Consider the following 23,816-nt stretch of genomic DNA (forward strand, 5'->3'; position numbering starts at 1 on the left):
AGTTCGATAGAGAGAATTTTCCTACTAATTAAGGGGGTCGGTTAGGGTCATGGTTTAAGAGGGCTTAAAACGGAAGCAGGAGGGCTGACGATGGCTAAAGCTAAGACGGAAGCAATGAAGGTACATGATCAAATAATTCAGACTGGCGAACTGGCTGCCATCGTCGGCAAATCAGACCGCTGGATCAGGCAATTGACCACTGAAAAGGTGCTGCAGCAGTGCTCCAGAGGCAAATACAACTTGGGTGAATCTGTTCAGTCTTATATTGAGCATGTTTCTGGTGGTAAGGAAGTCGATAAAGGGCCTCGGCTGATAGATTATAAGACTGAACATGAAAAAACGAAGGCAGAAAAAGCAGCGCTGGAGTTGGATATTTTAAAGGGTAACCTCCATGCTGCTGGAGACGTGGAAAAACTTCTCGCAGACTTGATAATAACAACAAAGTCACGGCTGCTTGGGATTCCGCACCGGGTAGCGACTGAGTGTGAGCACGAGACGGCGGATGTTATAGAGTCTGTTGTCCGGCGTGAAGTAGAATCAGCACTTGCTGGGCTGGCCCGTTATTCCCCGGATCAGATCGGTGGCGGCAACGATGATAGCTAACAAAACGATAGACCTTTTTAGCAGAGCGAATAAGCAGTGGGAGCCAAAACCACAACTGAGTGTGTCGGAATGGGCGGACCAAAACCGGATGCTCACGACTGAGAGCAGCGCAGAGCCGGGACCATGGCGGACAGATCGAGCAGAGTACCAGAGAGAAATTATGGATTCTATTAAGACATGGGAAGAAGTAGCTATTATGGCCTCGGCTCAAGTCGGCAAGACAGAATTTTTGCTGAATGTTACAGGCTCGTATATTGATCAGGAGCCTTGCCCTATCATGCATGTGCTGCCCAAGGATGATTTAGTTCAGGCTTATTCCAAAAAGCGTCTGACTCCAATGATTAATAGCTGCGACGCTTTAAAAACTAAGATCGGTCCAGCCAAGTCGAGAGACAGCAGTAACACGATTGAAGAAAAATCTTTCCCCGGTGGTTATGTGACAATAGTGGGGGCCAACGCTCCAGACAGCCTTTCTTCGCGTCCGATTCAAGTTGTTCTGTGTGACGAGGTGGACAGGTTTCCGGTTTCCTCCGGTAAAGAAGGTGACCCAATCGCTCTTGCTACTGCACGGACAACAACATTCCGGCACAAGCGGCGGCATTTGTTTGTATCAACTCCGGTCGATAAGGAAACTTCTCGCATTTACCAGCTTTACGAAGACAGCACTATGGAACAATGGTGCTTGCCGTGCCCGCATTGCGGGGAGTTGCAACCTTTGAAGTTCAAAAATGGGGTTGAATACGAACATTACGAGTCGGAAAGCGGCGAGATTGTGGTCACAAAGGCTGAATATCGCTGCTGTTATTGCGGGATTTTGGGTTCTGAAAAGGAGTGGAAGCGCGGAAAAGGGGCGTGGATTGCACGTAAAGAGCATTCAACCCGACGCGGATTCCACATCAATCAGCTTTCAAGCCCCTGGTCTGACTGGCGGGAGGTCTCGAAAAAGTTCTTAATTGCCAAGCGTGAGGGCGTAGACAAACTCAAAGTTTTCATAAACACGGTCCTTGGAGAACCTTGGGAAACCAAGGTTAAAGGAATGGACGAGAAAACGTTGATGCAGCGCCGTGAGGTGTATGAAACCGAGGTGCCAGAGGGTGTGAAAGTCATTACGGCAGCGATTGACACCCAAGACGACCGTTTTGAGGTCGAGATTATGGGCTGGGGTGCTGGCAAAGAGTCTTGGAGAATTGAATATCACCGTATTTATGGAGACTTGGACAGACCCGAGGTATGGGAGGAACTGGACAGGTTTCTTTGTCGTTCGTGGGTCGGACCAAACGGACGAGAATTCCGTATTGTGGGCGCTTGTATGGACTCAGGCGGTCATTATACCAAAGAGGTGTACGAATTCACTAAACCGAGGGAACATCGCCGCATATACGCCGTTAAAGGGCAAGGGATCAATCCCAAAACGGCAGAGCATGTCCCGTTCATCGCCAAACATACCCGTACCCAAATGTATAATGCGATATTAATTCATTTGGGGGTAGACGATGGCAAGGTCAAGGTCCATGACAGCTTAAAAGTAGAATCGCCAGGTCCGTTATACTGCCATTTTCCGGGCGAGGACAAGGGATACACGCAAGAATATTTCTTGGGCCTGACTGCTGAAACTCACAAAGTAGTGGTAAAAGAGGGCGTTAAGTACAAGGCTTGGGTTAAAACCCGCGACCGAAACGAACCATTTGACCTAGCTGTTTACAACCGGGCAGTTGTTGAATTGTTAAACCCTAACCTTTCACTGCCCATTGAGCAACAGCCTAACGGGCCTATCATTGATCCTGATGTTGGAGGGCGAGTAATTGCACCACGTAAAAAGCGCAGGCAAGGCGTTAACAGCAGTGTGTAAACCATATGAAGGAGGTGAAAAGGGGATATGCCAAATATCACACTTGAAGAAGCGAGGGAAAATCTGACCGCATGGCGTGATGCTGAGATGGCTCTTGCTACAGGACAATCCTATAGCATCAAAGGGAGATCAATAACCCGTGTACCCATGAGCACAATCCTTGAAAGGATACGTTACTGGAGCAAGGTGGTTGACGATTTGGAAAATCCGGGCCGGAGACGTTCCCGTACTCGTGCGTTCACCCCGTTTGATATATGAACAGGCTTGAACGGATCATCAATTATGTTGCTCCTGGTGTAGCTAAAAAAAGAGCTGCAGCCAGAACTGAAACTATTCGACAAGAAAAAATCGCAGTTATTTTGAATCAAGGGTACGGTTCTCATGGAGCCAGCCGGACCAAGAAAAGTATGACCCTTTGGAATCCTGATATCGGTGATGCCGATTCGGATATCCATGATTATCTGGAGGAATTGAGAGCACGTTCCCGGGATCTTGCTGTAGGAGGAGCGATTGTTGCCGGAGCTCACAAGACTATGCGAACAAATGTGGTGGGAACAGGGCTCCGGCTCAAACCAGCGTTTGACAAGGACTTTTTAAATCTAAACGCTGAGCAATCCGCAACATTAAAATCTCAGATTGACCGCGAATGGTCGTTGTGGGCCGATTCGAAAAATTGTGATGCCGCAGGTTTGAACGACTTCTACGGACTTCAACAGCTTGCTTTTCTTTCTCAGCTTCAAAGCGGTGACGTTTTCGGACTCTTGCCGATGATTCCACGCAAGTTCTCAACCTACGACCTAAAGGTCAATCTGATTGAGGCTGATCGTTGCAGTAGCCCAAATCTTTCGGATACGGACCGGATACAATCCGGGGTTGAAGTAGATGAAACAGGTATGATTATCGCCTACCATTTCAGTAGTCGTCACCCAGGAAGTGGGAAGAGCTACCTCGGCGGCGACCAAAAATGGACGAGGGTGTTGTCACGGGGAGAGGGGACAGGTAGATACAATGTACTCCACCTGATGGAGTCTGAGCGCCCAGGACAGCGCCGTGGTGTTCCAGTCATTGCGCCAGTTATTGAGGCGTTGAAGCAGCTTGACCGCTACACTGAGGCAGAATTGACGGCTGCTGCAATACAAGCGATGTTTACTGTGTTTATCGAAACCGAAAATGCCAATGATCCGAACGCGTTCGGTTTGAAACCACCTGACACTGATAATTTAGACGGTGACGAGCTGCCGTCCAATGACATTAAACTTGGAGTGGGAGCAGTTCAGTTTCTTGAGCCGGGTGAAAAAGCAAATTTCGCAGACCCAACAAGACCAAATCCGAACTTTGACCCATTTGTTACGGCTATATTGAGGCAGATTGGTTCTGCTCTTGAAATTCCTTACGAATTGCTGGTCAAACACTTCACGTCGTCTTATACAGCTAGCCGCGCTGCAATGTTGGAAGCATGGAAAATGTTCCGCATGCGGCGAACATGGCTTGCCAAGTCGTTTTGTCAGCCTATTTATGAAGAATGGTTTGTGGAGGCAGTTACAAAAGGTCGCATCGACGCGCCGGGCATCTTTGATGATCCGGCTATTTTTCGTGCCTATACAAAAGCTGCTTGGCATGGTCCGTCTCAAGGCATGCTCGATCCGGTCAAAGAGGTTAACGCTGCAATCAGCCGTATCGAATACAACTTTAGTACCGCAGAGGGCGAAACAGCCGAACTAACAGGCGGTGAGTGGGAGTCCAACGTGCAGCAACGAGCCCACGAGCTTGCTACCCTCATGAGGTACGGACTTAGTGAGGGCGCAGCTAAAGCAGCGGCTACCGCCGTTCCAACATCGTCTAATGTAGGCGACGAGGACAACGACGATGAGGAAGGGGGTGAAAAAGAAGATGGCGAAGAAACTCAAACTTAACGGAACGGTTGTGAGTCAGAGCATAGCTTGGATTTATGACTGGTTCGGCATTGCAACCATTAACCCTGCTGCTGTTTCGGATTTTTTGGATGAAGCAAACGGCGAAGATGTTGAAATTACAATTAATTCAGGTGGGGGTGATGTTTATTCTGGCGCAGAAATCTACACATCTCTCCGAGATTACCACGGAAACTCCACGGTTAAGGTCGTTTTTGCCGCCTCTGCTGCTTCTGTTATCGCTATGGGTGGCAAGAAGGTCCTTATGTCTCCTGCCGGGCAGATGATGATCCATAATTCATCTACATCTGCATGGGGTGACCGTAATGACATGAATGATACGGCAACCATGCTCAAGTCTGTTGATGATTCCATTGCCAACGCTTATGTCAACAAAACGGGCATGAGTCGAGAGGAATTGCTTGGCCTGATGGATCAGGAAACTTGGATGGATGCGGTAAAGGCGAAGGAATTAGGGTTCGTTGATGAGATCATGTTTTCTGAGTCGGCCCCACAAACGACGAATAGCGCCGCTGGAGGTCAGGTTATACCCGAAGAGGTCATTAACAAAATACGCAACGAGTTCCTTTCTAAAGGCGGATTCACCTCACAGTCTCCGGCTCTTGGTGACGGTGGACCAGAAGGTATTATTGATCTGAACGCCAAGACTCCATCAGCCAGCGTCAACACGAATAAAGGTGGCGCGCCTACTGGACTCACAGCGGAAGGACTGAAAAATCAGATAAGCCAAATGAAGGGAGAAAACAAACCAATGGATTTAAATCAACTGAAAAACGAACATCCAGACCTATACAACCAAGTCGTACAAGAGGGTGTGACAAACGAACGCCAACGGATTACGGCGCTGAATGAATTGGCTGCTGCTCCAGGCGCTGTCGAAATTGTAAAGAACGCTATCGAGGCAGGCCAAACCGTCGCAGAAGCTTCCTTTGCGATTGTACAAGCTTCTATCGCTAAGAAAGGTGAGGTAGCAGCAGCACGTCAACATGACGCGCAAAATAGTGGGGTAAATGACGTTCCTGTCCAAGAATCTACTACACCAGAAGCCAAGAAAGCCGCTGAGGAAGTGCAAGCACAAACAGAGGCGGAAGAGGTAATTGCAGAAATGAAAAGATTACGGGGAGGTAAATAATTATGCCAGCATACGAAAGCCAGCCTTACGATAACCTGATTGCGGGATATGTTGTACCGCTCGCTACTGTGTCCGTCATTGTAAAAAGCGGCTCCGGCGTCATCAAGCGCGGGACTGTTTTGGGGGTTGTATCTCAACTGCCTGAAATGAACGCTTCTCATGGAATGTACATCGTGGCTCCTGTAGATTCCAGCAAGACAGACGGTTCTGAAACTCCTTTTGCAATCCTATCCGATCAGGAAGTGGATGCAACCACCAAAGATGTACGAGCTACAGGTTATGTGAGTGGCGAGTTTAATCGCCATGCTCTTATTTTTGGTGGCACGGACAAGGTTGAAAAGCATGAAGTAGCAATGCGTAACATTGGTTTAATCACAAAACGGGTAGTGGAATAGGAGGATTTAAACAATGCCAGATATTTATTCTTTGCCGCAGCTTCTCAGAGTAGTTGGGCAGTTACCGCAAACATCAGAGTACATTTTGAGTACATTCTTTTCTGACGGTGAGGTGGGGCTTACAACAGAAATCGAAATCCAGACGCTGAAAGGTAAGCACCGTATCGCACCTTACGTATCCGAATTACAACAAGGTAAAGTTGTACTGCGTGATTCTTTCAGCGCGAAGCAATATTCCCCGGTTCCCGTTAAGCCAGCACGGAACATTACTTATCATGACCTTAAAGCTCGCCAAGCTGGAGAATCACTGTATAACCCGGATAGCGTTGAACAACGCCTTCGTAAATTGATTGCTAGGGACTTGGTGGAACTGAATGACACTATTACTCGCCGTAAAATCGAGATGGCATCACAAATGATTTTCACGGGTAAGGTAACGCAAATTGGTGAGGGTGTGGAACAAGAACTGAACTACGGATTCTCGAACGCCATCACTCTTTCCGGTAAAGACTTATGGAGTGACCCGGATTCCGATCCTATCAAGTTCTTGGCGGGATTGCGATTGTCTGTCATGCAAAAGAATGGACAGACTCCGCGCAAAGTAGTGGGTGATTACGAGGCACTGATAGCACTGACCCGTCACCCAGCCATTCTAAAACTGGCCGACAATAAAGGGCTGACCATCGGTAACATTGACACGACTTTGTTACCTGACGGTGTAACTCACCATGGGTTCCTGAGAGACGTTGGTCTTGATCTTTACAGCTATACAGGTACGTTCGTGGACGACGATGGCGTAGAAAAGCCATTCATCCCGGCTGGTACGATTGTGATCCTGCCAGAAGGCAAGCCATTTGAATTCCTTTACGCAGCTAACCCGGTTATGGTCGGAGATGATGATATTCGTTTGGTTAATCAACAAGTGGTTGCACAAGTATTTGCAGACCGCCGCACGGCGGTTCGCACACTGGAGCTGCAAAGTCGTCCGTTTCCTGTTCCGTTGAACATCGAGAACTGGTACGTAGCAAAAGTTCTATAAGGAGGGCTATTTGTGGAAATCGAAGCATTGAGTAAAATACGGCACAACGGTAAGGACTATGCTATTGGTGATGTTATTAGTGGCCTCGATGAAAGCGAAGCAAATCGACTTGTTAGCCTTAAATCAGGGAAATTTGTCGAGGTTGTTGGTGAAAAGCCACCTGACGACCCAATAACTGTAGAAGAGTTTGCTAAACTAAAGGCTGATGAGCAAAAGGAATTGCTGGAGTCTCTTGAATTTGAAGCGGCGAGTAATGTTGAGGGTCGAGTCGAGCAGTATACTGCTTGGTTGGACGAAAACAATGCGCTCGTTTAAGGAACAGCTTGAGAAGGATGTGAAGGATGTTTTTCTGAACGAGAAAGAGTTTGCGGATTGGCATGAAATCGCCTTTATGAGTCCGCCGAAAAACGGACTGCCTGCCACACCTGAACCGCCTGTCAAAATGTTGGTTATTGTTGATGATGATGAACTGAGAGATCGGAAAAGTAGCGCCTCGAATCCAACAGATGGCGTTTACGATGCCGATCTTTTGTTTTATGCCCAGCGTGCCGACTTCCTCCTGTATTTTGGCAGGTTGCCTGTACTGCAGAGCAAAATCAAGTTTGATGGTCGCATCTATACTGTTGCGGATCTACAGGATGATGGGAACATGATAACTGTAACTTTGGGGCGCAAAGGATCATGATCCAGATTGACACCACTGCTTTGAGAGAAGCGCAACGGCACCTTCAAGAAGTCAAAAAGAAAACGAAAGTCGCTATGTATCGGGCGCTTAATCGGGTCGCTCAGAACGCAAAGACAAACGCCAGCAAGGAAATACGAGAGCAGTATGTTATAAAGGCTGGGGACTTAAGCAGTACCTTTTCCATAAAAAAAGCTGACAAAGGAAGCTTGTCTGCTACTATACGTTCCCGCAGCCGAGGTACAGGGTTGGATAAATACAAGTTTTCACCCCGCCGAACGACAGGTAAGCGCCCAAAAGTGCTAAAGGTCGCTGTTAAAAAGGGCGGTATGAAAAAGGTTCCAGGCGCTTTTGTTGCTGAAAAAAATGGAGTTAAAATCTTCATTCGTGAAGGCAGAAGCAGGCTACCGATTAAGCGATTATACGGTCCACCTGCGCCAGAAATGTTCAACAATGTGCAAATACGGGAGTCGGTGGAAAGAAAAGCCCGTATTTTATATGCACAACGACTGGAACATGAACTGAATAGGGAGTTGGGCGGATAATGACACCCTTTATACTGCAAGACGCTTTGGTAGCTAAACTAAAGCGTCTTTTTGCTGATTCGGAATACATGAATGCTCAATATGAAATGGTGCCTCTTAATATCTATCCCCAAAACCTTCCTGCAAAAGAAGAACAAGATGACCGCGCTCATTTTCCTTTTATCACTGTGCGCTTTGGCGAGACAGTGGACCAAGGTCATGAAGCCCAGTCATCTTGTTCTGTTTTGCTTAGTGTGGGCATTTTCGATGAAGAGTTGGATATGCAAGGTGAAAGAACGGTTCAAAACATCACACAGCGTATCCGGCATGCATTCATGACGCATCCGATTTTGGAACGGATGTTTGAATTAGATTTCCCCCTGACCTGTTCCCTTTTTGACGACGAAGACTTATCACCATATTTTTTTGGCTACGTCAACATGAAGTGGAAAATTCCAGGCATAAGCAGAGAGGATGTTTATTTTGGATAAAGAGCTAGAAAAACAAGAAGCTGCGGAATCGAAAACGCGACGCTCTCATACTGCTGCGACTGACAAAGTCGCTCAAGCAGATAAGGCTGCTATCGAACCAGATCAACTAATTTACATCGGGCCGAACTTGCCAGGAGGGCGGCTGGCGAAGTCACTTATTGTTCGCGATGGTTTCCCAGCACATTTGGATGATGTTGCAGAAAAAGTACCAGAAATACGGCAACTTTTCGTGCCAGTGTCTGAGTTGGCTACGTCGAAAGCGGCGTTGTCCGTACCGGGAAGCGCACTACAAATTGCATATGCTGCTGTCATTGCAGCAGTAAAAGGAGGGATTTAAATTGGCAGAACGTCATGGTATTTTCACTACCGAGCAGCCAGCGGAAGTCATTACGCCAGTGCCACTAAACATTACTTTACCAGTCGTGTTCGGTACGGCTCCAGTCAATCTGACAACTCTGGAGAATGCGCCAGTAAATAAGCCGATCCTCTGCGAAAGCTGGAACGATGTGGTTGCTGCTTTTGGATACTCGGACGACTGGGAGAGCTTCACACTGTCTGAATTTACACATTACTTTTTCAAGATTGCGAAGTTGTCACCAGTTGTGTTCGTGAATGTCTTGGACCCAACTAAACATAACGCAACGGTAGCCACAGCCAGTTACACATTATCTGACGGTGTTGTTACTGTACCGGACCAGGGCATTATTAAGTCAACGGTGGTGCTCACCTCTGACGACGGAGCGACCACCTACACAGCAGGGAAGGACTACAGCGTGAGCTTTAATACTTCCGGCAACCTCGTGGTATCCCGCATTGCTTCCGGCGCTCTGACAGCCAATAGCACCGTTAAAATAGCATACTCTAAGTTGGATCGCAGCAAAGTGACAGCAGCGGACCTTATCGGCGGCGTTGTGGAGGCTACTGGTGAGGCTACCGGGCTTGAACTACTTGATCAGGTATTCCCGCTGTTCCGAATCGTTCCGGCTTTGATCGCTGCACCGGGATTTTCGCAAAATCCAACCGTTGCAGCAGTAATGACCGAAAAAGCAGCGAGTTTAAACGGTGGACACTTCAAAGCACAGGCAATTACTGATCTATCGAGCGAGATTGTGTATACAGATACGCCTGCATGGAAAAAAACGAATGCTTACAATGACCCGCGCCAGATAAACACCTATCCGCTATTCACTTATGATGACCGAACATATCATTCTTCCACTGTGGCATCCGCGGTAATTGTACAAACAGACGTAAATAACGGCGGGGTTCCATCGGTTTCGCCATCGAATAAATCGGCAAAGATTGACGGAACAAAAACGGATACCAGGGCGATTGCTCTTGGACCTCAACAGGCACAGTATTTGAATGCAAACGGCATTGTCACGGCGTTGAATTTTGTCGGCGGCTTTGTTCTTTGGGGTAACCGTACAGGTGCATACCCAAATCAAAAAGACCCACAGTCGTCGTTCATTCCGGTTCGCCGTATGTTCGACTGGATCAGCAATACATTGACGCTCACCTACTGGAAATATCTCGACGGTTCCATTGATAGGCGTCTGATCGAAGCTATTACTGATGCAGCAAATTTCTGGATGAACGGCCTGACTGCTGCTGGGTACATTCTGGGCGGACGTGTGGAATTTAATGCATCTGAGAACCCTGTCGCCGATCTGATGGATGGGAAGATGAAATTTCACGTCTACGTAACGCCGCCGTCTCCTGCACAGGCTATTGATTTTGTGATGGAATACGATACATCTTACTTTGCTGCGCTATTTGCTACGGCAGCGTAAAGGGAGGGCTGAACCTTGAGCCAAGAAAAAATTAATTTACGGACAATTAAATACGAAGCGATACGTAACGGTAGTCAATACCTTGGTACGACCACTGTTGATTTGCCAGACATTGCTATGCTCTCTGATGATGCCATGGGTGCCGGAATTAACGGTACCGTTAACGTCGCCACGCTTGGACAAACCGATTCCATGCAGGTGACGTACAACTTTGCAACTTGGGAAGAAGGTTATTTTGACCTATTTGCTCAGGAGACACACACAGTTGACCTGCGGGCGGGTATTCAGAGCCAAAACCGGGTTACGGGTAGTATTGACGTTATTCCGATCAAAATAACTATTAAGGGCTCTCCGAAAACGCTGTCGATGGGTAGCTTGGAGACAGCAGCAGGGTCAGATAATTCAGTAGAACATGAAGTCACATATATCAAGATTACGATTAATGGTGTCGTAAAGATTGAAATCGACAAATTCAACGATGTTTTTGTCGTAAATGAAGTGGATTTCGGCGCTAAAATTCGGGCTGCGCTCGGCAAATAATGGAGGACAAGACTATGACTGAAAAGAAAACTACAACCCCAGCAGAAGCAGGAAACGAGGGTAAATACGTCCTTAAATTTTCAAAACCTTTTAAGTTTGAAGACCAAGAACCAATTACAGAATTAGTTTTTGATTGGGACAAAGTGAATGGTCGTAAACTCATTTCTCTAAGCGAGCGTTTGGCATTGAATGATATGGATTCACCCATTAAAGCTGTGAACATGAAGTTTCAGGCCGCCGTGTGTGCCGAAGCTGCGGGTGTTCCGTTTCAACTAATTGAGGAATTGCCGGGCGGCGTATTTGGGCGTGCGACCGCAATGGCACAAAGTTTTTTGCTCGGTTTGGAATAAACGGTAACGCTGGAGCGGAAATAAGGCAAATCATAATGACACTTTCCATTGAAACAAGGAATTCTCTGGATTTTTGGTTGGACCAGAGTCTTTATGAGTTGTATCAGTGGCATGAGGCATTTGAAGCTTACGTTAATTTGAAAAATGAGGCGTTAGAAAAGCAAATGGAAGAAGCAGAAAAGAAACGTAAAAACAAAGCTCCTAACGGACGTAGAGGGCGCGTAGGACGGTGATTTAATGTCCCATGAATATGATGTAGCAATGAACCTAATTGCCGAGGTTGACCAGAGATATCGTCGTGCGTTTGACCAAGCGAATAATCAGGTTGAGGAATTACAACGTCAATTACGAGAATTGCAAAATTCACGTGGCCCGGATCGGGCTCGACGTGAAGTTGAAGACCTTACAGATCAAACCAAAAAAGCAGGCGGCGCGTTCGGGAAACTGAGCAGCGCCGCTTCTTCTTTTGGTCGCACTTTTCGAAAAGTCGCAGAAGTATCCGGTGCTATGGCTATATTGGATTCAGTTACGGGTACCATCAACAATATCGGTAGTGCTATTGGTGATCAGCAGGAAGCATTTAACCAGTATGCGGCATCTACTGGTACAAGCCTAAAAGATATGCAGGCCATCAAAAAGGAAGCTCGGAATTTATATAACCAAAATCTCGGGGAAGACTGGAACGATCTTGGAGGCGCGATGGAGAACACGCGTCAGGTTTTGCAACTTACAGGCCCTGCGCTTGAAAAAGCGACGAAGAATGCAATAGTCTTTCGGGATGTGTTCAAGGATGACATCCCAGAGACAAATAAAGCTGTACAGACCATGACGAAGCAATTTAAAAATCTCGGTAATACGGAAGCCTTCAACTTGCTTGCTCAAGGTAAGCAGATGGGGCTGGATAAGTCCGGGGAACTGCTGGATTCAGCGAATGAATACTCCGTATATTACAAAACGATAGGTTTGGGTGCGGAGGACATGTTCAACAGCTTCAAAAATGGCTTGGATGCAGGGGCCTTTAACCTTTTTATTAGGGCTTTATGGCGGTGACGCCATATCGAAACCTCTCTAATTCATGGAAAACCCTAACGTAAAGTCGAGGGAAATCATGAGCGAAGCCTGTATAAAGCAGGAACGTGCAACGACTATCGGTGAGAAACCGAGTACACGCAAGCGCGTGGAAATGGGAGGGGACTCTTAGGAGTTTTTGATATAGTCTGATCTGCATGGAAACATGCAGCTGCCTTTAGTGGCGGGTAAGGCGTAGCGAGCCTTGCTGAACAGTATGTGACAAAGTTGGTGATGCCATCAAGGAATTTGGAATTCGGAGTAAAGATGGTTCCAAGACAACGAATGAGGCATACAAGATTCTGGGGCTGAATGCAGATAAGATGCAAAAAAAGTTTGCTTCTGGTGGAGATGTGGCACGGCAGGCTTATTTTCAGGTCCGGGATGCACTAAACAAAGTTAAGGACCCCATAAAGCAGAATACAGCCTTGCTGAATTTGTTCGGTACGCAGGGTGAAGATTTGGAAAAATCAACGATACAAGCTATTTTGCGTACAAACAATGCTTTTGACAAAACAAAAAATACAATGCAAGAAGTTCAGAAAATAAAATATTCCTCCATAAGCTATGCCTTCCGATCCATCGGCAGGCAGTTGCTCACCGAATTTGTATATCCACTCTCTGACCTTGCGTTACCTGCCCTTGCTAGTTTCGGTAAAGGATTAGAGACGGCTATTCCTAAAATAAAGAAATATTTCAAACAGGGCATGCAAGCTATGCAGCCTTTTATTAAAGCCTTGCAGGATGTAGGAGACTTGTTTGCTAATTCAATGGCAGGCACAGGGGACATGTCTGCTGCAACTGGTATAAGTAAATTCTTAATCAGCCTGGGAGTTGGAGAAGACAAGGCATATAAGTTTTCGGCGGCCATATCTGACGTGTTTGATAAATTCGCAGCAATTAAAAATATCGTAAAAGGCGCAGGGGGCTTGCTGACAAATGCACTAATGGGTAGTGGAGATATCAGCGGTGTGCAAGATATTAATAAAGGGTTGCAGTCTATTGGGTTTAGTCCGGATCAAGCCATTAAGATGTCTAATGGTTTCGTCGATGCGTTTGATAAGATCAAGGGCAAGGTTAATGATTTTGTTAATAGTATTAGGCCAGTCATGGACGATATAACATCATATTTCAAAGATGCTTTTACGTTTGGTGGCGGTTTGGATCTTGGTGGAATTGTAGACAGTGTGAGCAGCCTTCGTGACTCTATAACACCTGTAATAGAATCTATTGCCACCGGGATCGGTCCAGCGCTACACTCTGTCACCTCTTTGCTTGCTCCTTTGATGAAAATGGGGAAGCAAGCATTCAATGCCATAATTCCTTTGGTCGCTAAATTAGCATCCTCCATATCTTCAAAACTAGGCCCCGTATTTACGTCAGTCTTTGGATATCTGACAAAGACCTTGTTGCCGCAAGTCAGTTCGGTGTTGGCTGCATGGCTGCCCAAGATAGGAGCTTTGTTTGGTAAACTAGGCGGCTTAATAATGGCTATATACGAAAGGAGCATTGCGCCGACCATAAATGCCCTTGTGGGTATATTCAAATGGGCGTGGCCCGTTATCACTACTGTTGTAACAGGTGCGATTAATATTCTCAAACCGATTATCGGAGGGATTATTGATGTGTTGGGTGGTGTAATTGACTTTTTAACAGGGGTGTTTACAGGTAATTGGTCATTGGCTTGGGATGGCATCAAACAAATCGTGGTTGGCATATGGGAAGGCATAACCGGGGCAATTAAGGCCGCGTTCAATAATGTGATCGGAGTAATAAATTCAGCTATTGATAAAATAAATGGATTTAGTTTCACGATGCCAGAGGCTTTAGGGGGCAAGACTATAGGTGGCATGGATATACCGCATTTGCCCATGCTCGCAAAAGGTGGATTTACTACAGGTCCGTCTATCGCAGGAGAAGCCGGAACCGAGGCCGTCATCCCGCTAAACAATAAACAGCGCAGTATGAACCTACTGGAGAAAACAAACCGCATGATGGGGTATACCACTACTAATAACGGCGGGGATTCCATTGTGCTGCAGTTTGACATAACTATTCAAGGTAATGCCGATAAGGAAGTCGTACAGCAGGCCATTCAGGCGGCGCAGCCGACTTTTAGGCAGCAGTACCTAAATATGAAGCGTCAGGATGCGAGGACGAGCCTATGACGACATATACGACAATCCAGGGTGATACCTGGGACATGATTGCCTATAAAGTGTTTGGCGTTGAAACGTTGATGATCCAGATAATGAATTTGAATCTGGACTACATCGACGTTTCTGTTTTTTCTGCTGGGACTGTTCTTCAATTGCCGGATATTTCTGTAGTGGAAGAAACTGCTGCTGATCTGCCGCCGTGGAAGGTGTGACAATGAACGATATCATTAATGCAAGACGTGCCCAGGTCGTCATAAATTACAACGGCAAGGACATCACCAAAGAACTGTCTGATTATCTGCTGGATTTTACTTATACCGATGCAGAGCCGGGCACCTTGGATGACTTGCAAATTAATTTGGAGGATAAGGCCCGCAAGTGGTCTGGCCCTTGGTTGCCCACCGAGGGGGATAGGATAATCGCGTATATAAAGACAATCGGCTGGGATAAGCCGGGAGAGATCAAGCGGCTTAATTGTGGCATGTTCGAGGTTGATTCTATGGACTTCGCGGGACCGCCTGATACGGTGTCGATTAAGGCTGTATCCTTGCCTGTGAACGTCAATGTCCGACAGGAGAAGAAAACGAAGGCTTGGGAGTCCGTGACGCTCAAGTCTATTGCTGCGGAGATTGCCAAGCGCGCAGGCTTTACACTGATGTATGAGGCTCACGGGAACCCGAAATATGACCGCCAGGATCAGACGGATGTGTCTGATCTGGCTTTTTTAAATGACCTGTGCAAGCAGGAAGGCGTCGCTTTGAAAGTTACGGGCAAAAGGCTGGTTCTGTTTGACGAATACGTTTATGAGCAGAAGCCTCCAGCTTTGGCAATCACACGCGGCGTATCCGACATTATTAGCTATGGATTTACCTTTTCGACTCAGGATGTGGCATACGCAGCATGCGAGGTCAGCTATCAGCCAGCAGCCAAAAAGAAGTCGTCAAAGAAAAAAGACGAGAAGAAGGATGAAACAAAGGACGATAAGGATAAGACCAAAGCTGCTACAACCGCCACTGATTCCAAGGAAACTGATAAGGAATCGAAGACCAAAAAGAAGAAAGAGAAATCGGAGCAGCCAAAACCGATAAAGGTGATTTATCGTCCACCAGGCGCTCCAAAAGATGGCCCAATACTAAAGGTGTCTCAGAGTGTTGGTTCACAGGCGGAGGCCCTTAATGCAGCACGCAAGGGCTTGCGTGAGAAGAATAAAGAGGCTGGCAAAGCTACTTTGTCTCTTATGGGTAATGTCGGTCTTGCAGCCGGGATGACCATCACTATAAAAGGGTTTGGGAGATTTGACGGTAAGTACATTATCGTTTCTGTTACTCATGCTGTTGGCGGATCCGGTTATACGACCAATCTGGAAATCAGGAAAGTGCTGGGGTGGTGACATGGCGAATGAAAATTTAAACAGGATCGGGGTTGTCTCCAGCGTTGATACCGACACAGGAATGGTTCGGGTAGTCTTCCCTGACATGGACGACATGGTTTCCCCCGAGTTGCCACTTTTAACAACGGGCACAGGCTGGGGGCTATCAAACGCGATGCCAGAGCCGGGTGACAATGTGGCGTGTATTTTTATCGGGAATGGACGACCAGATGGAGTTTGTCTTGGTGCGTTATATGACGGCAGTTATGATATGCCTGCGGACCAATCGCAGCGTGGTATCTACTTCGAGGATGGCAGCTACGTGTATTTTGATAAAAATACAGGCTCCATAGAGATTAATGCGGTCGGAGCTGTGAATGTACAAGCCAAGGATGTGAGCATTAAAGCGGAGTCTGTTCAAATTACAGCCCAAACCGTAGAGATTAACGCCAGCAGCGTAAACATAAATGCTCCAGCGGTCCGGTTTGGTGGTAATGTAACGGTCGTCGGATCCGTAAAGGAACTAAATGAGCCGATTGAAGGTGAATAATTATGGCAGCTAAAATAGGTAGCTATGGCAACATTGCTTTTGTCGTTACGCCGAAGGTGATTCGTACATTCAAAGAGCTTACCCGGTCCAGTGCCAGCCGTTGGGCGGACCATGAAATCATGTTGAAAAAGCCCAAAAGCCAGTTCTTAGGGCCGGGGCTGGATACCGTGACATTTACGATGTACTTTGCGGCATGGCACGGAACTAACCCCCGTAAGGAAATGGATAAGTTAGTGGATTGGGACCGCAAGGGAAAAGCCGGAGCGCTCACAATCGGTGGCAAGAAGCTGGGCGTTGGTCTGTGGGTTGTGACGGGGCTTGAGCAGGCTTGGACTCACGTTGATAACCGAGGAAACGTATTGTCTGGAACCATCAACATAACGCTAAAGGAGTACGTTAAATGAGCCAGTACAACCTTACGTTATCCGGTACCCAGCCGATTGACTTTGCCCCGGCCTCACGCGAGATTGAATTGCGACAGAACCTGTTTACTCTGCTCACATCCTGGCGCGGATCGGTTGTATTGAATCGACAGTTTGGGTTTGATCCTGCAGCATTGGACGAGCCGACAGAAGTTGCCAAGGCACTTATAACATCACAAATTTATGAGCTGGTTGGTGAATATGAGCCGCGAATATTAATTCAGGAGATCCAATTTGTGAATCCGCAGGACGACCCCGACAGCGGCCGATTGATTCCTGTTATTTATTTCGATGAACAGGAGGTGAATGCGGATGAGTACACTGGCTGAGTTGCCGGATATTGATTTTGTCCAGGCGGATGTTAAAGCGATGCAGGATTCCCTTATTACGCTGTACGAATCAATCGCAAAACGACAGCTTGCTCCAGCCGACCCGCTGCGTATTTTCATTTACGCAATAGCATACAAAATGGTTCAACAAGAAGTTAAGCTGAATCAGGTCGCCAAGGGGCAACTACTCCGGTATGCGCGCGGGGATGTGCTGGATCATTTAGGGGCCTTTGTAGAAACACCGCGTTTAGGTGCCGATTATGCCGTTACGTTAATACAGTTCACGTTGTCCACTCCGCTGACGAATGTCCAGATTATTCCCGCAGGGACCCGTATAGGGCCGACTGAGGGGGATGGTACTATTTATTTTTCTACCAAAGAGGCGGTATCTGTCCCGATTGGTGATGTTGTTATTACTGTAGCAGCAGAATGCAATGTTTCGGGTCCAGAAGGCAATGGATATATCGCAGGCCAACTTACGACGCTGATCGACCCTCTTCCATACGTGGCATCTGTCACCAATCTTACTGAAACATCGGGCGGAGCTGCCGTGGAGGACAACGACCCATACCGTGAACGTATACACATTGCCCCGGAATCGTTTAGTGTAGCGGGTCCAGATGGTGCGTATGAATATTGGGCCAAAACTGCCAGTGCATCAATAGCAGACGTACATGTGGATTCTCCGAGTCCTATGCAGGTGGTGGTTACCGTGTTGCTTGCTGGTGGGGTCATCCCCACACAAACCGTTCTTGACGAGGTGTTTGCGGTGTTGGATGACAGGAAGCGGCGGCCTCTTACAGATAAAGTGACAGTCAGATCGCCCACAACAGTCGACTACAATATTGATCTGACTTACTATATCCGTAAATCGAGAGCGACAGACGTAACGAGTATTCAAAAGGCCGTAGAGGCAGCTTCATCTGAATACAAGCTGTGGCAAAAGTCAAAATTAGGGCGCGACATAAACCCATCTCAGCTAACGCATATGTTTGTTGCAGCCGGAGCTTCACGACTTGAAATTCGATCACCTGTATTCTTGGAGCTTAATTCAAGTCAGGTAGCCAAGGAAGGGACTACGACGGTGGTTTTTGGAGGGCTGGTCGATGATTAAACTGTCTGAATTAAGCCTATTAGACTTGCTACCTGATAACCTGCGGACAGACAAGCAAGTGTGTGACGCTGCTATGGCCCTCGACGTGAAAATGGACGAGCTGACGGCGAAGATTCAGCGTGTTAATTTGTTCGGGAGAACCGATTGGACAGACGAAGAAACTGATGAGTTAGCTTGGCAGTTCCATGTAGACTACTACGACCCTACATTGCCTCTTGAGCAGCGTAGGGAGCTTGTGCGCCAGTCTATCCCCCTCCATCGACGCAAAGGCACACCGAGCGCTGTGGAAGATCTGGTAACGACCATATTTGGATACGGAAAAGTAGAGGAATGGTGGGAGTACGGTGACGATCCTGGCTATTTTCAGGTGGTTGTGTCCAACCCGAAGGCTACCGAAGAACAGGCGCAGCAGTTTATTGAGGTAGTCGAGTCTGTTAAGCGGAAAAGCGCCCATCTACGCCGGGTTGTTGTCTTGGATTCGGCAAAGGGCACTCATTACTATGGTGTAGGTACACAGCAAGTGGACTTCATCAATTTAAGGCAGGTGAACTAAATTGGCTTTCGACGGAATCCAAATTACTAATCGGGGGCGAAATCTGCTGGCAAAGGCAGAAGCAGGCCAGACCAAAATAACATATACAAAATTTTCAGCGGGAGACGGGAAATTAGCTGGGCAAATGCCTATTACATTAAAGGCGCTCATTAGCGAAAAAATCTCCTTCCCGGTGAGTCGCTTGAAGATACAAAATGAAAACGTGGTTGTTCCAGGCTTTGAATTTAGCAACCAGGGTGTTTCCTCCGGCTTTTTCTTTCGCGAGGTTGGTCTATGGGCGACTGACCCAGACTTGGGAGAGATCTTATACGCGTACGCTAATGCGGGTGAGGGAGCCGAGTACATTGATGCTCAAAACACCTCAGCTGTACTTAAAAAGCTATTTAATTTTGAACTGACTGTAAGCAATACAGCCCAAGTAACAGTAGTTGTGGACGACACAATTATTTATGCCACTCCGCAAGATGTGGCGGACGTCTTGAAGAAATCAAAGGAGTACACAGACAACGCAATTTCAAACGTAAAAGTACCTGACGCCAGTACGACCGTGAAAGGTATTGTGCAGTTAACCAACTCCACAAACAGCACATCCGAAGTATTGGCACCGACCGCCAAGGCGTTGAAAACTACTTATGAATTGGCTAACAGTGCTTATAGACATAGAGGAAACGCGCCAAACGACTGGAACACCGCAATATTATCTGGTAACTATGCCGTGGCGCTCGCTAATTGGACGGGATACTCTAATTACCCCGCTGGTTCATACACTTATGGGAAACTTGTTGTTCACGGCGATTATGGATTACGCGTTCAGACGTACCACACACACGACAACCCCGGACGTGTATACACTCGCGTTTCCTTCAATGATACTGATTGGAGGGCATGGACAGAGGTAATCACCAGCAACACGACTGCGAATTGGCAAAAATACAGGCTCACAACAGATACAGGGTCAAACATCCTTTACATTAGCGGCGACTTGAATAACCTGACCAAAAACGGGTTTTATGCGGGGGAAAACCTTGGCAATTGCCCGTTGGGTAAGGCTCTTGGCACTTGGGCATATATAGAAGTCATGTCCTTGGACGGAACGAGTGGGTACGTCATCCAGAAACTTTATAACCTGCACGGGGATTTTTCTTTTTACGTGCGGACGCAAAAAAGTGGGACATGGGGTCCTTGGTCCCAAGACCTTTTTACATCTGTCGTTAATGGTAAAGGCGCTGTTGCTGGCGCAATTAACGGCAAGGGTGGCAGTGCGAGTGCAAGCAACTCATTCGCAGAGCTGGCGGCAGCTATAACAAACCTTCCCGTCAAGAGGTGGGCAACAGGCACATTGAATGGACAAAGCGCACAGGCCGCAAGTACAGTTAATGGAGTGGATATGAGAATAACAGTGACCGGGTTACCATTCACAGTTACTCGCTTATTTGTACGGGTCATATTAGCGGAAACCGATGGTACGCGACACATCGACGCTGTTCTAATGACCTCATCAACCTTTAACGACAATAAAGGCGCTAAAGGATGGAGAAATAATTATGTGAACATTGGATACATCGAGCCACCTATACAGGGTTTCAATGTGTTGCTGTCCAGTAGCAGAATAGACGCGTACGCTGGCGGTTCTCCAATCGCCAAAATATCCGCCTATGAATGGTGGGCGTACGAATAAGAGAGGGTGTTTAAATTGAAAATAGGTCCAAAAGTGTATTGGAGAAAAACAACTGGCGAGATTATTTACATCACATCCCAAGTCGAATCACCTTGGGCGGTAGAAACGACGAAAGAACAGGATATGGGATTTTACCCGCAGCTCAAAGGGTTCGACCCCGAACAAGTGGACGTGTTCAAGCTGGAGTTTGATAAATATACGGAAGACTTCACACACGCAAAGTCGTATTGGGTAAACCCGAACACTGGCAAGCTGGAATTTTCCTATGCTGAGGGTGGAGAAACCGAACCCGTACATCAATCGCCGCTTACTGATCAGGTCGCGGAACTAAAACAGGCTGACCTGGACAACAAAGAAGCTATTGCCTTGTTGCTTACCCTTGTTCAGCCAGCCGATGCATAGGCTATGGATCTGGCTATCCCTTTGGGCGTTGGAACGATCTGTGAGGGGAGGTGATGAAATGTCCGAACAAATGAAGCGCGTATTTGCAACAACCTACGTAGCCCTTATACTGGCCGGCAGACGGACGGTGGAAGATGTACCATCCTATCTACTGGATATCGTTAAGGTAGATCTAGGCACAAATACAGAGCAAGCTTAACCAGCACGCCCATAACGGAGCGTGTTTTTTTATGCCCTCGCAATGGTCGGGGGCTTTTTATATTCAGGCCAGGATAATTTTCCTGACCTATAGAGACGGGGGAAGCAAGTGGACAAGTGGGAGATTTATAAATTAAGTGCCGCCTTTGGCGGGAGCGCGATAACGTATCTTTTTGGAGGATGGTCATTTGCTCTGGCTGCACTTCTTACATTTACAGTATTTGATTATGCTACAGGGCTGCTTGCAGCGTGGACGGAGGGTAAAAAAGGAACGGGTCCCGGTCTAAAGAGCAAGATTGGTCTTATCGGTATTTCCCGCAAGGTTTTTATCTTTGCAATGGTAGCCGTGGGTCATATTGTAGACGGTATTTTGGGGGATAGCCATTTGTTCCGAGACACGGTCGCCTATTTCTATCTGGCCAACGAACTACTTTCGATCATCGAAAACGGTGGTAGGATGGGTGCGCCAATTCCGCCAGTGATACGGCAGGCGGTTGAGGTTCTAAAAGGTAAAGGAGGCGGTAACAGTGGCAATGACACTGGAGTTGGTAAAGAGTAAATCCGCCGCTCGCCTGCAAGGTCTTTTACCAGTCGTGCGTACAGCCACGGAGCGCCTTATAGAGCGCTCTTTTTCTTTGGGCATACCTATCGTCATTGTTCAAGGATTGCGTACCATAGCGGAGCAAAATGAGCTTTACGCGCAGGGTAGAACGAAGTCGGGGCCAAAGGTAACGAACGCTAAGGGCGGGACTAGTTACCACAATTTCGGTGTCGCGGTTGACTTTGCTTTATTGCTTCCAGACGGAAGATCCGTAAGTTGGGATACCAAACGGGATGGCAACACCGATCACAAGGCCGACTGGATGCAGGTGGTGGCTATCGCTAAAGAGTTGGGTTTCGAGTGGGGTGGAGACTGGAAGACTTTCACCGACCTTCCACACTTGCAGATGGTCTTTGGACTGTCTACGGCACAGTACCGGGCTGGAAAGCGTCCTACGGAGGCACAGATTCAGGCTGTACTTAAAAAAATAGGAGAGGCGGAGGAAAGCTTGGAAAAAGCAAAAGTGATTGTAAATGGTAAGAGTATTGAGGATGGCGTGCTGATTAACGGTAAAACCTATGTACCGCTGCGTGCTGTGGGCGAGGCATTAGGTGCTATAGTGGATTGGGACAATAAGACTAATACGGCTACAGTTAAAAAGTAATCAAATGCCCTGCTGGCTTCGGCTGGCGGGGCTTTTTTTATTTTTGAGTTGTTAAGGAGACCAACGATTTACCTTATATTGTAGACGGGTTGTTAAGGATGAGTACACCATATGATAATTTGTATTTTTTTAGAAAACAAAAAAACAAGCAGGAATCTGGAAGCTCGATGTAGAAAGCTATGTTTAATTTTATAAATTAAATATAGCCGTACTATATAGCTCGAAGAGCTGTATAGTACTTTTTTTATGCTGAAAGGCGCTTCGGCTTAGGCATAAAGCAAAAGAAGGGGATGCCATGAGTAATTTAAAAAATCTGTTGGTATATTTTCTTGAACATTCCCCTAGACTGTTGGGTAGAACGGATTTGATGAAGTTTGTATACTCGTTTGAGTATTACTACTACCAATTACACAAACAACATTTCACCGAGACGACATTCATCAGGTATCATTATGGACCGAATGATGACTCTGTAGTAACTGCTACTATGGAGTTACAACAAGAAGGTTTTGTGGAAATCGCTCGAATCCCAACATCAAAAGGGAACTTCTTTATCCAGCATGAATACACTGGTAAGAATACTCAACAATATTCCTTGCCAGAAAATGCTGAGTTAGTTGCATGTTTTATATTGGATCGCTTGGGTAAGGAGAAGTACGGAGGAGTTATTGAATTTGCGTATTCTACTCCACCAATGAAAGCGGTCCTTGATGAAGAAAAGAGAACGGGGACAAACATTAGTGGGAGGGTGTTAGACATGGACCAAAAGGAAAAGGTCTTCAAATCCACTCGCCAAGAAAAAGAGGAAGCTCGAAAAAGATTGAAGATGAGAAAGTTTCCCGAATGTTCTCAAGAAGAATATTACGATCACATTGTGGCGCAATATCAGCTTTATGAGGATGTTAGAAGGAGGACTAGTCTTGTCGGCGACTGTTAGATATGCAAACAGAAGGGCCTTGTTTGATGATAGAAAATTTAATTTTGGTGACATTTGGCTTATTGATGACGAATTTGTGAATACGCCACCCTCTGATCAAATAGGCAAACGAAAAAAACATGTAGACAGATGGGTGGCTATTGTTTCAAACAATGATGAAAATTTTCACCCGCTTTGCCCAATAGTAACGGTAGCTCCATTATCTCATCGGGTTGATCTTATGCAGAAAAATGATTTGGAACTGTTTTCTGATAAAGACAGTGTTGCTCAGAATTGTCTGGCTCAACTGAAAATCATGCAGCCTATTCTTAAGAAGGATCTTAGAGATTTCAAAGGTCCAATCTCAGATACCAAAAAGATTGAACTGCAAGTGATGATTGAAGACTTTTTTGGTTTATCTACAGAAGAATAATTTCCGAAGGTGATCATCAAGAATTATACATACGAGTTATTTACAAAATCACCCAAAGCGATTATACTGATAACAACACATACGGAAGCAC

The 23,816-nt window shown here is 46.7% G+C and carries 33 protein-coding genes; all 33 read left to right on the forward strand.

The genetic code is table 11. The features are described 5' to 3' along the window. Nucleotides 1-90: 90 nt before the first annotated feature. The 33 genes from ACIFO6_RS16340 (at nt 91) to ACIFO6_RS16500 (ending at nt 23,725) form a co-directional block, all read left to right on the forward strand. Complete coding sequence (locus tag ACIFO6_RS16340) at nt 91-603, forward strand: hypothetical protein (protein WP_430041950.1); 513 nt, start codon at nt 91-93, stop codon at nt 601-603. Then, nucleotides 593-2,452 carry a phage terminase large subunit family protein gene (locus ACIFO6_RS16345; protein WP_430041952.1) on the forward strand — a complete coding sequence of 620 codons (1,860 nt, stop codon included), beginning with the start codon at nt 593-595 and terminating at the stop codon, nt 2,450-2,452. The genes ACIFO6_RS16340 and ACIFO6_RS16345 overlap by 11 nt, the downstream gene beginning before the upstream one ends. 27 nt (nt 2,453-2,479) lie before the next feature. Beyond that, the gene (locus tag ACIFO6_RS16350) at nt 2,480-2,710 is read left to right on the forward strand and encodes a DUF6148 family protein (RefSeq protein ID WP_137062330.1); all 231 of its coding nucleotides are present in this window, start codon (nt 2,480-2,482) and stop codon (nt 2,708-2,710) included. A gap of 101 nt (nt 2,711-2,811) precedes the next feature. Continuing rightward, the gene (locus tag ACIFO6_RS16355; protein ID WP_430041955.1) at nt 2,812-4,365 is read left to right on the forward strand and encodes a phage portal protein; all 1,554 of its coding nucleotides are present in this window, start codon (nt 2,812-2,814) and stop codon (nt 4,363-4,365) included. Further along, entirely contained in the window at nt 4,343-5,515 is a 1,173-nt protein-coding gene (locus ACIFO6_RS16360; protein ID WP_430041957.1) for a head maturation protease, ClpP-related, read from the forward strand. The genes ACIFO6_RS16355 and ACIFO6_RS16360 overlap by 23 nt, the downstream gene beginning before the upstream one ends. Nucleotides 5,516-5,517: 2 nt before the next feature. Next, the gene (locus tag ACIFO6_RS16365) at nt 5,518-5,910 is read left to right on the forward strand and encodes a head decoration protein (protein ID WP_430041960.1); all 393 of its coding nucleotides are present in this window, start codon (nt 5,518-5,520) and stop codon (nt 5,908-5,910) included. Nucleotides 5,911-5,923: 13 nt separating this feature from the next. Next, nucleotides 5,924-6,949 (forward strand): major capsid protein, encoded by a 1,026-nt coding sequence (locus ACIFO6_RS16370; protein WP_430041961.1) that lies wholly within the window; start codon nt 5,924-5,926, stop codon nt 6,947-6,949. A 12-nt stretch (nt 6,950-6,961) separates the two neighbouring features. Further along, nucleotides 6,962-7,264, forward strand: coding sequence for a hypothetical protein (locus ACIFO6_RS16375; protein WP_430041962.1), 303 nt, complete (start codon nt 6,962-6,964; stop codon nt 7,262-7,264). Continuing rightward, entirely contained in the window at nt 7,251-7,634 is a 384-nt protein-coding gene (locus ACIFO6_RS16380) for a hypothetical protein (RefSeq protein WP_430041964.1), read from the forward strand. Before ACIFO6_RS16375 ends, ACIFO6_RS16380 begins: the two co-directional genes overlap by 14 nt. Continuing rightward, nucleotides 7,631-8,176, forward strand: coding sequence for a phage tail protein (locus ACIFO6_RS16385; protein ID WP_430041965.1), 546 nt, complete (start codon nt 7,631-7,633; stop codon nt 8,174-8,176). Before ACIFO6_RS16380 ends, ACIFO6_RS16385 begins: the two co-directional genes overlap by 4 nt. Beyond that, nucleotides 8,176-8,646, forward strand: coding sequence for a hypothetical protein (locus tag ACIFO6_RS16390; RefSeq protein ID WP_430041967.1), 471 nt, complete (start codon nt 8,176-8,178; stop codon nt 8,644-8,646). The genes ACIFO6_RS16385 and ACIFO6_RS16390 overlap by 1 nt, the downstream gene beginning before the upstream one ends. Beyond that, entirely contained in the window at nt 8,639-8,983 is a 345-nt protein-coding gene (locus tag ACIFO6_RS16395) for a hypothetical protein (protein ID WP_430041969.1), read from the forward strand. The genes ACIFO6_RS16390 and ACIFO6_RS16395 overlap by 8 nt, the downstream gene beginning before the upstream one ends. Before the next feature lies 1 nt (nt 8,984). Next, on the forward strand, nt 8,985-10,439 hold the full coding sequence (locus ACIFO6_RS16400) for a phage tail sheath family protein (RefSeq protein ID WP_430041970.1): 1,455 nt from the start codon (nt 8,985-8,987) through the stop codon (nt 10,437-10,439). 15 nt (nt 10,440-10,454) lie between these two features. Then, the gene (locus ACIFO6_RS16405; protein WP_052646794.1) at nt 10,455-10,979 is read left to right on the forward strand and encodes a phage major tail tube protein; all 525 of its coding nucleotides are present in this window, start codon (nt 10,455-10,457) and stop codon (nt 10,977-10,979) included. 14 nt (nt 10,980-10,993) lie between these two features. Further along, entirely contained in the window at nt 10,994-11,329 is a 336-nt protein-coding gene (locus ACIFO6_RS16410; protein ID WP_430041972.1) for a hypothetical protein, read from the forward strand. Between the two features lie 35 nt (nt 11,330-11,364). Beyond that, the gene (locus ACIFO6_RS16415) at nt 11,365-11,562 is read left to right on the forward strand and encodes a hypothetical protein (RefSeq protein ID WP_430041974.1); all 198 of its coding nucleotides are present in this window, start codon (nt 11,365-11,367) and stop codon (nt 11,560-11,562) included. A gap of 4 nt (nt 11,563-11,566) precedes the next feature. Continuing rightward, entirely contained in the window at nt 11,567-12,379 is an 813-nt protein-coding gene (locus tag ACIFO6_RS16420) for a hypothetical protein (protein WP_430041976.1), read from the forward strand. A 25-nt stretch (nt 12,380-12,404) separates the two neighbouring features. Beyond that, nucleotides 12,405-12,530 (forward strand): hypothetical protein, encoded by a 126-nt coding sequence (locus ACIFO6_RS16425; protein ID WP_430041979.1) that lies wholly within the window; start codon nt 12,405-12,407, stop codon nt 12,528-12,530. 190 nt (nt 12,531-12,720) lie between these two features. Further along, entirely contained in the window at nt 12,721-14,565 is a 1,845-nt protein-coding gene (locus ACIFO6_RS16430; protein WP_430041981.1) for a phage tail protein, read from the forward strand. Next, entirely contained in the window at nt 14,562-14,768 is a 207-nt protein-coding gene (locus ACIFO6_RS16435) for a tail protein X (RefSeq protein ID WP_430041984.1), read from the forward strand. Before ACIFO6_RS16430 ends, ACIFO6_RS16435 begins: the two co-directional genes overlap by 4 nt. Before the next feature lie 2 nt (nt 14,769-14,770). Then, complete coding sequence (locus ACIFO6_RS16440; protein WP_430041985.1) at nt 14,771-15,946, forward strand: phage late control D family protein; 1,176 nt, start codon at nt 14,771-14,773, stop codon at nt 15,944-15,946. A gap of 1 nt (nt 15,947) precedes the next feature. Next, nucleotides 15,948-16,475 (forward strand): phage baseplate assembly protein V, encoded by a 528-nt coding sequence (locus ACIFO6_RS16445; RefSeq protein ID WP_430041987.1) that lies wholly within the window; start codon nt 15,948-15,950, stop codon nt 16,473-16,475. Nucleotides 16,476-16,477: 2 nt separating this feature from the next. Next, on the forward strand, nt 16,478-16,879 hold the full coding sequence (locus ACIFO6_RS16450) for a phage tail protein (protein ID WP_430041989.1): 402 nt from the start codon (nt 16,478-16,480) through the stop codon (nt 16,877-16,879). Then, nucleotides 16,876-17,226 (forward strand): GPW/gp25 family protein, encoded by a 351-nt coding sequence (locus ACIFO6_RS16455; protein WP_430041992.1) that lies wholly within the window; start codon nt 16,876-16,878, stop codon nt 17,224-17,226. The genes ACIFO6_RS16450 and ACIFO6_RS16455 overlap by 4 nt, the downstream gene beginning before the upstream one ends. After that, nucleotides 17,210-18,340: a baseplate assembly protein gene (locus ACIFO6_RS16460; RefSeq protein ID WP_430041994.1), complete on the forward strand. Its 1,131-nt coding sequence runs from the start codon at nt 17,210-17,212 to the stop codon at nt 18,338-18,340. Before ACIFO6_RS16455 ends, ACIFO6_RS16460 begins: the two co-directional genes overlap by 17 nt. Then, nucleotides 18,333-18,893 carry a phage tail protein I gene (locus ACIFO6_RS16465; protein ID WP_430041997.1) on the forward strand — a complete coding sequence of 187 codons (561 nt, stop codon included), beginning with the start codon at nt 18,333-18,335 and terminating at the stop codon, nt 18,891-18,893. The genes ACIFO6_RS16460 and ACIFO6_RS16465 overlap by 8 nt, the downstream gene beginning before the upstream one ends. Before the next feature lies 1 nt (nt 18,894). Beyond that, the gene (locus tag ACIFO6_RS16470) at nt 18,895-20,571 is read left to right on the forward strand and encodes a tail fiber protein (protein ID WP_430041999.1); all 1,677 of its coding nucleotides are present in this window, start codon (nt 18,895-18,897) and stop codon (nt 20,569-20,571) included. A gap of 15 nt (nt 20,572-20,586) precedes the next feature. Continuing rightward, nucleotides 20,587-20,973 carry a hypothetical protein gene (locus ACIFO6_RS16475; protein ID WP_430042001.1) on the forward strand — a complete coding sequence of 129 codons (387 nt, stop codon included), beginning with the start codon at nt 20,587-20,589 and terminating at the stop codon, nt 20,971-20,973. Between the two features lie 58 nt (nt 20,974-21,031). After that, a complete protein-coding gene (locus ACIFO6_RS16480) occupies nt 21,032-21,172 on the forward strand; it encodes a CD1375 family protein (RefSeq protein WP_430042003.1) in 141 nt (46 codons plus the stop codon). A gap of 108 nt (nt 21,173-21,280) precedes the next feature. Continuing rightward, nucleotides 21,281-21,730: a phage holin family protein gene (locus ACIFO6_RS16485; protein ID WP_430042005.1), complete on the forward strand. Its 450-nt coding sequence runs from the start codon at nt 21,281-21,283 to the stop codon at nt 21,728-21,730. Next, nucleotides 21,705-22,376: a M15 family metallopeptidase gene (locus ACIFO6_RS16490; RefSeq protein WP_430042237.1), complete on the forward strand. Its 672-nt coding sequence runs from the start codon at nt 21,705-21,707 to the stop codon at nt 22,374-22,376. The genes ACIFO6_RS16485 and ACIFO6_RS16490 overlap by 26 nt, the downstream gene beginning before the upstream one ends. 295 nt (nt 22,377-22,671) lie before the next feature. Then, entirely contained in the window at nt 22,672-23,313 is a 642-nt protein-coding gene (locus ACIFO6_RS16495; protein WP_430042007.1) for a type II toxin-antitoxin system antitoxin SocA domain-containing protein, read from the forward strand. After that, the gene (locus ACIFO6_RS16500) at nt 23,297-23,725 is read left to right on the forward strand and encodes a type II toxin-antitoxin system PemK/MazF family toxin (protein ID WP_430042009.1); all 429 of its coding nucleotides are present in this window, start codon (nt 23,297-23,299) and stop codon (nt 23,723-23,725) included. The genes ACIFO6_RS16495 and ACIFO6_RS16500 overlap by 17 nt, the downstream gene beginning before the upstream one ends. Nucleotides 23,726-23,816: the final 91 nt, after the last annotated feature.

Source organism: Paenibacillus sp. NRS-1781, from assembly GCF_050467745.1.
Lineage (GTDB): Bacteria > Bacillota > Bacilli > Paenibacillales > Paenibacillaceae > Paenibacillus > Paenibacillus terrae_A.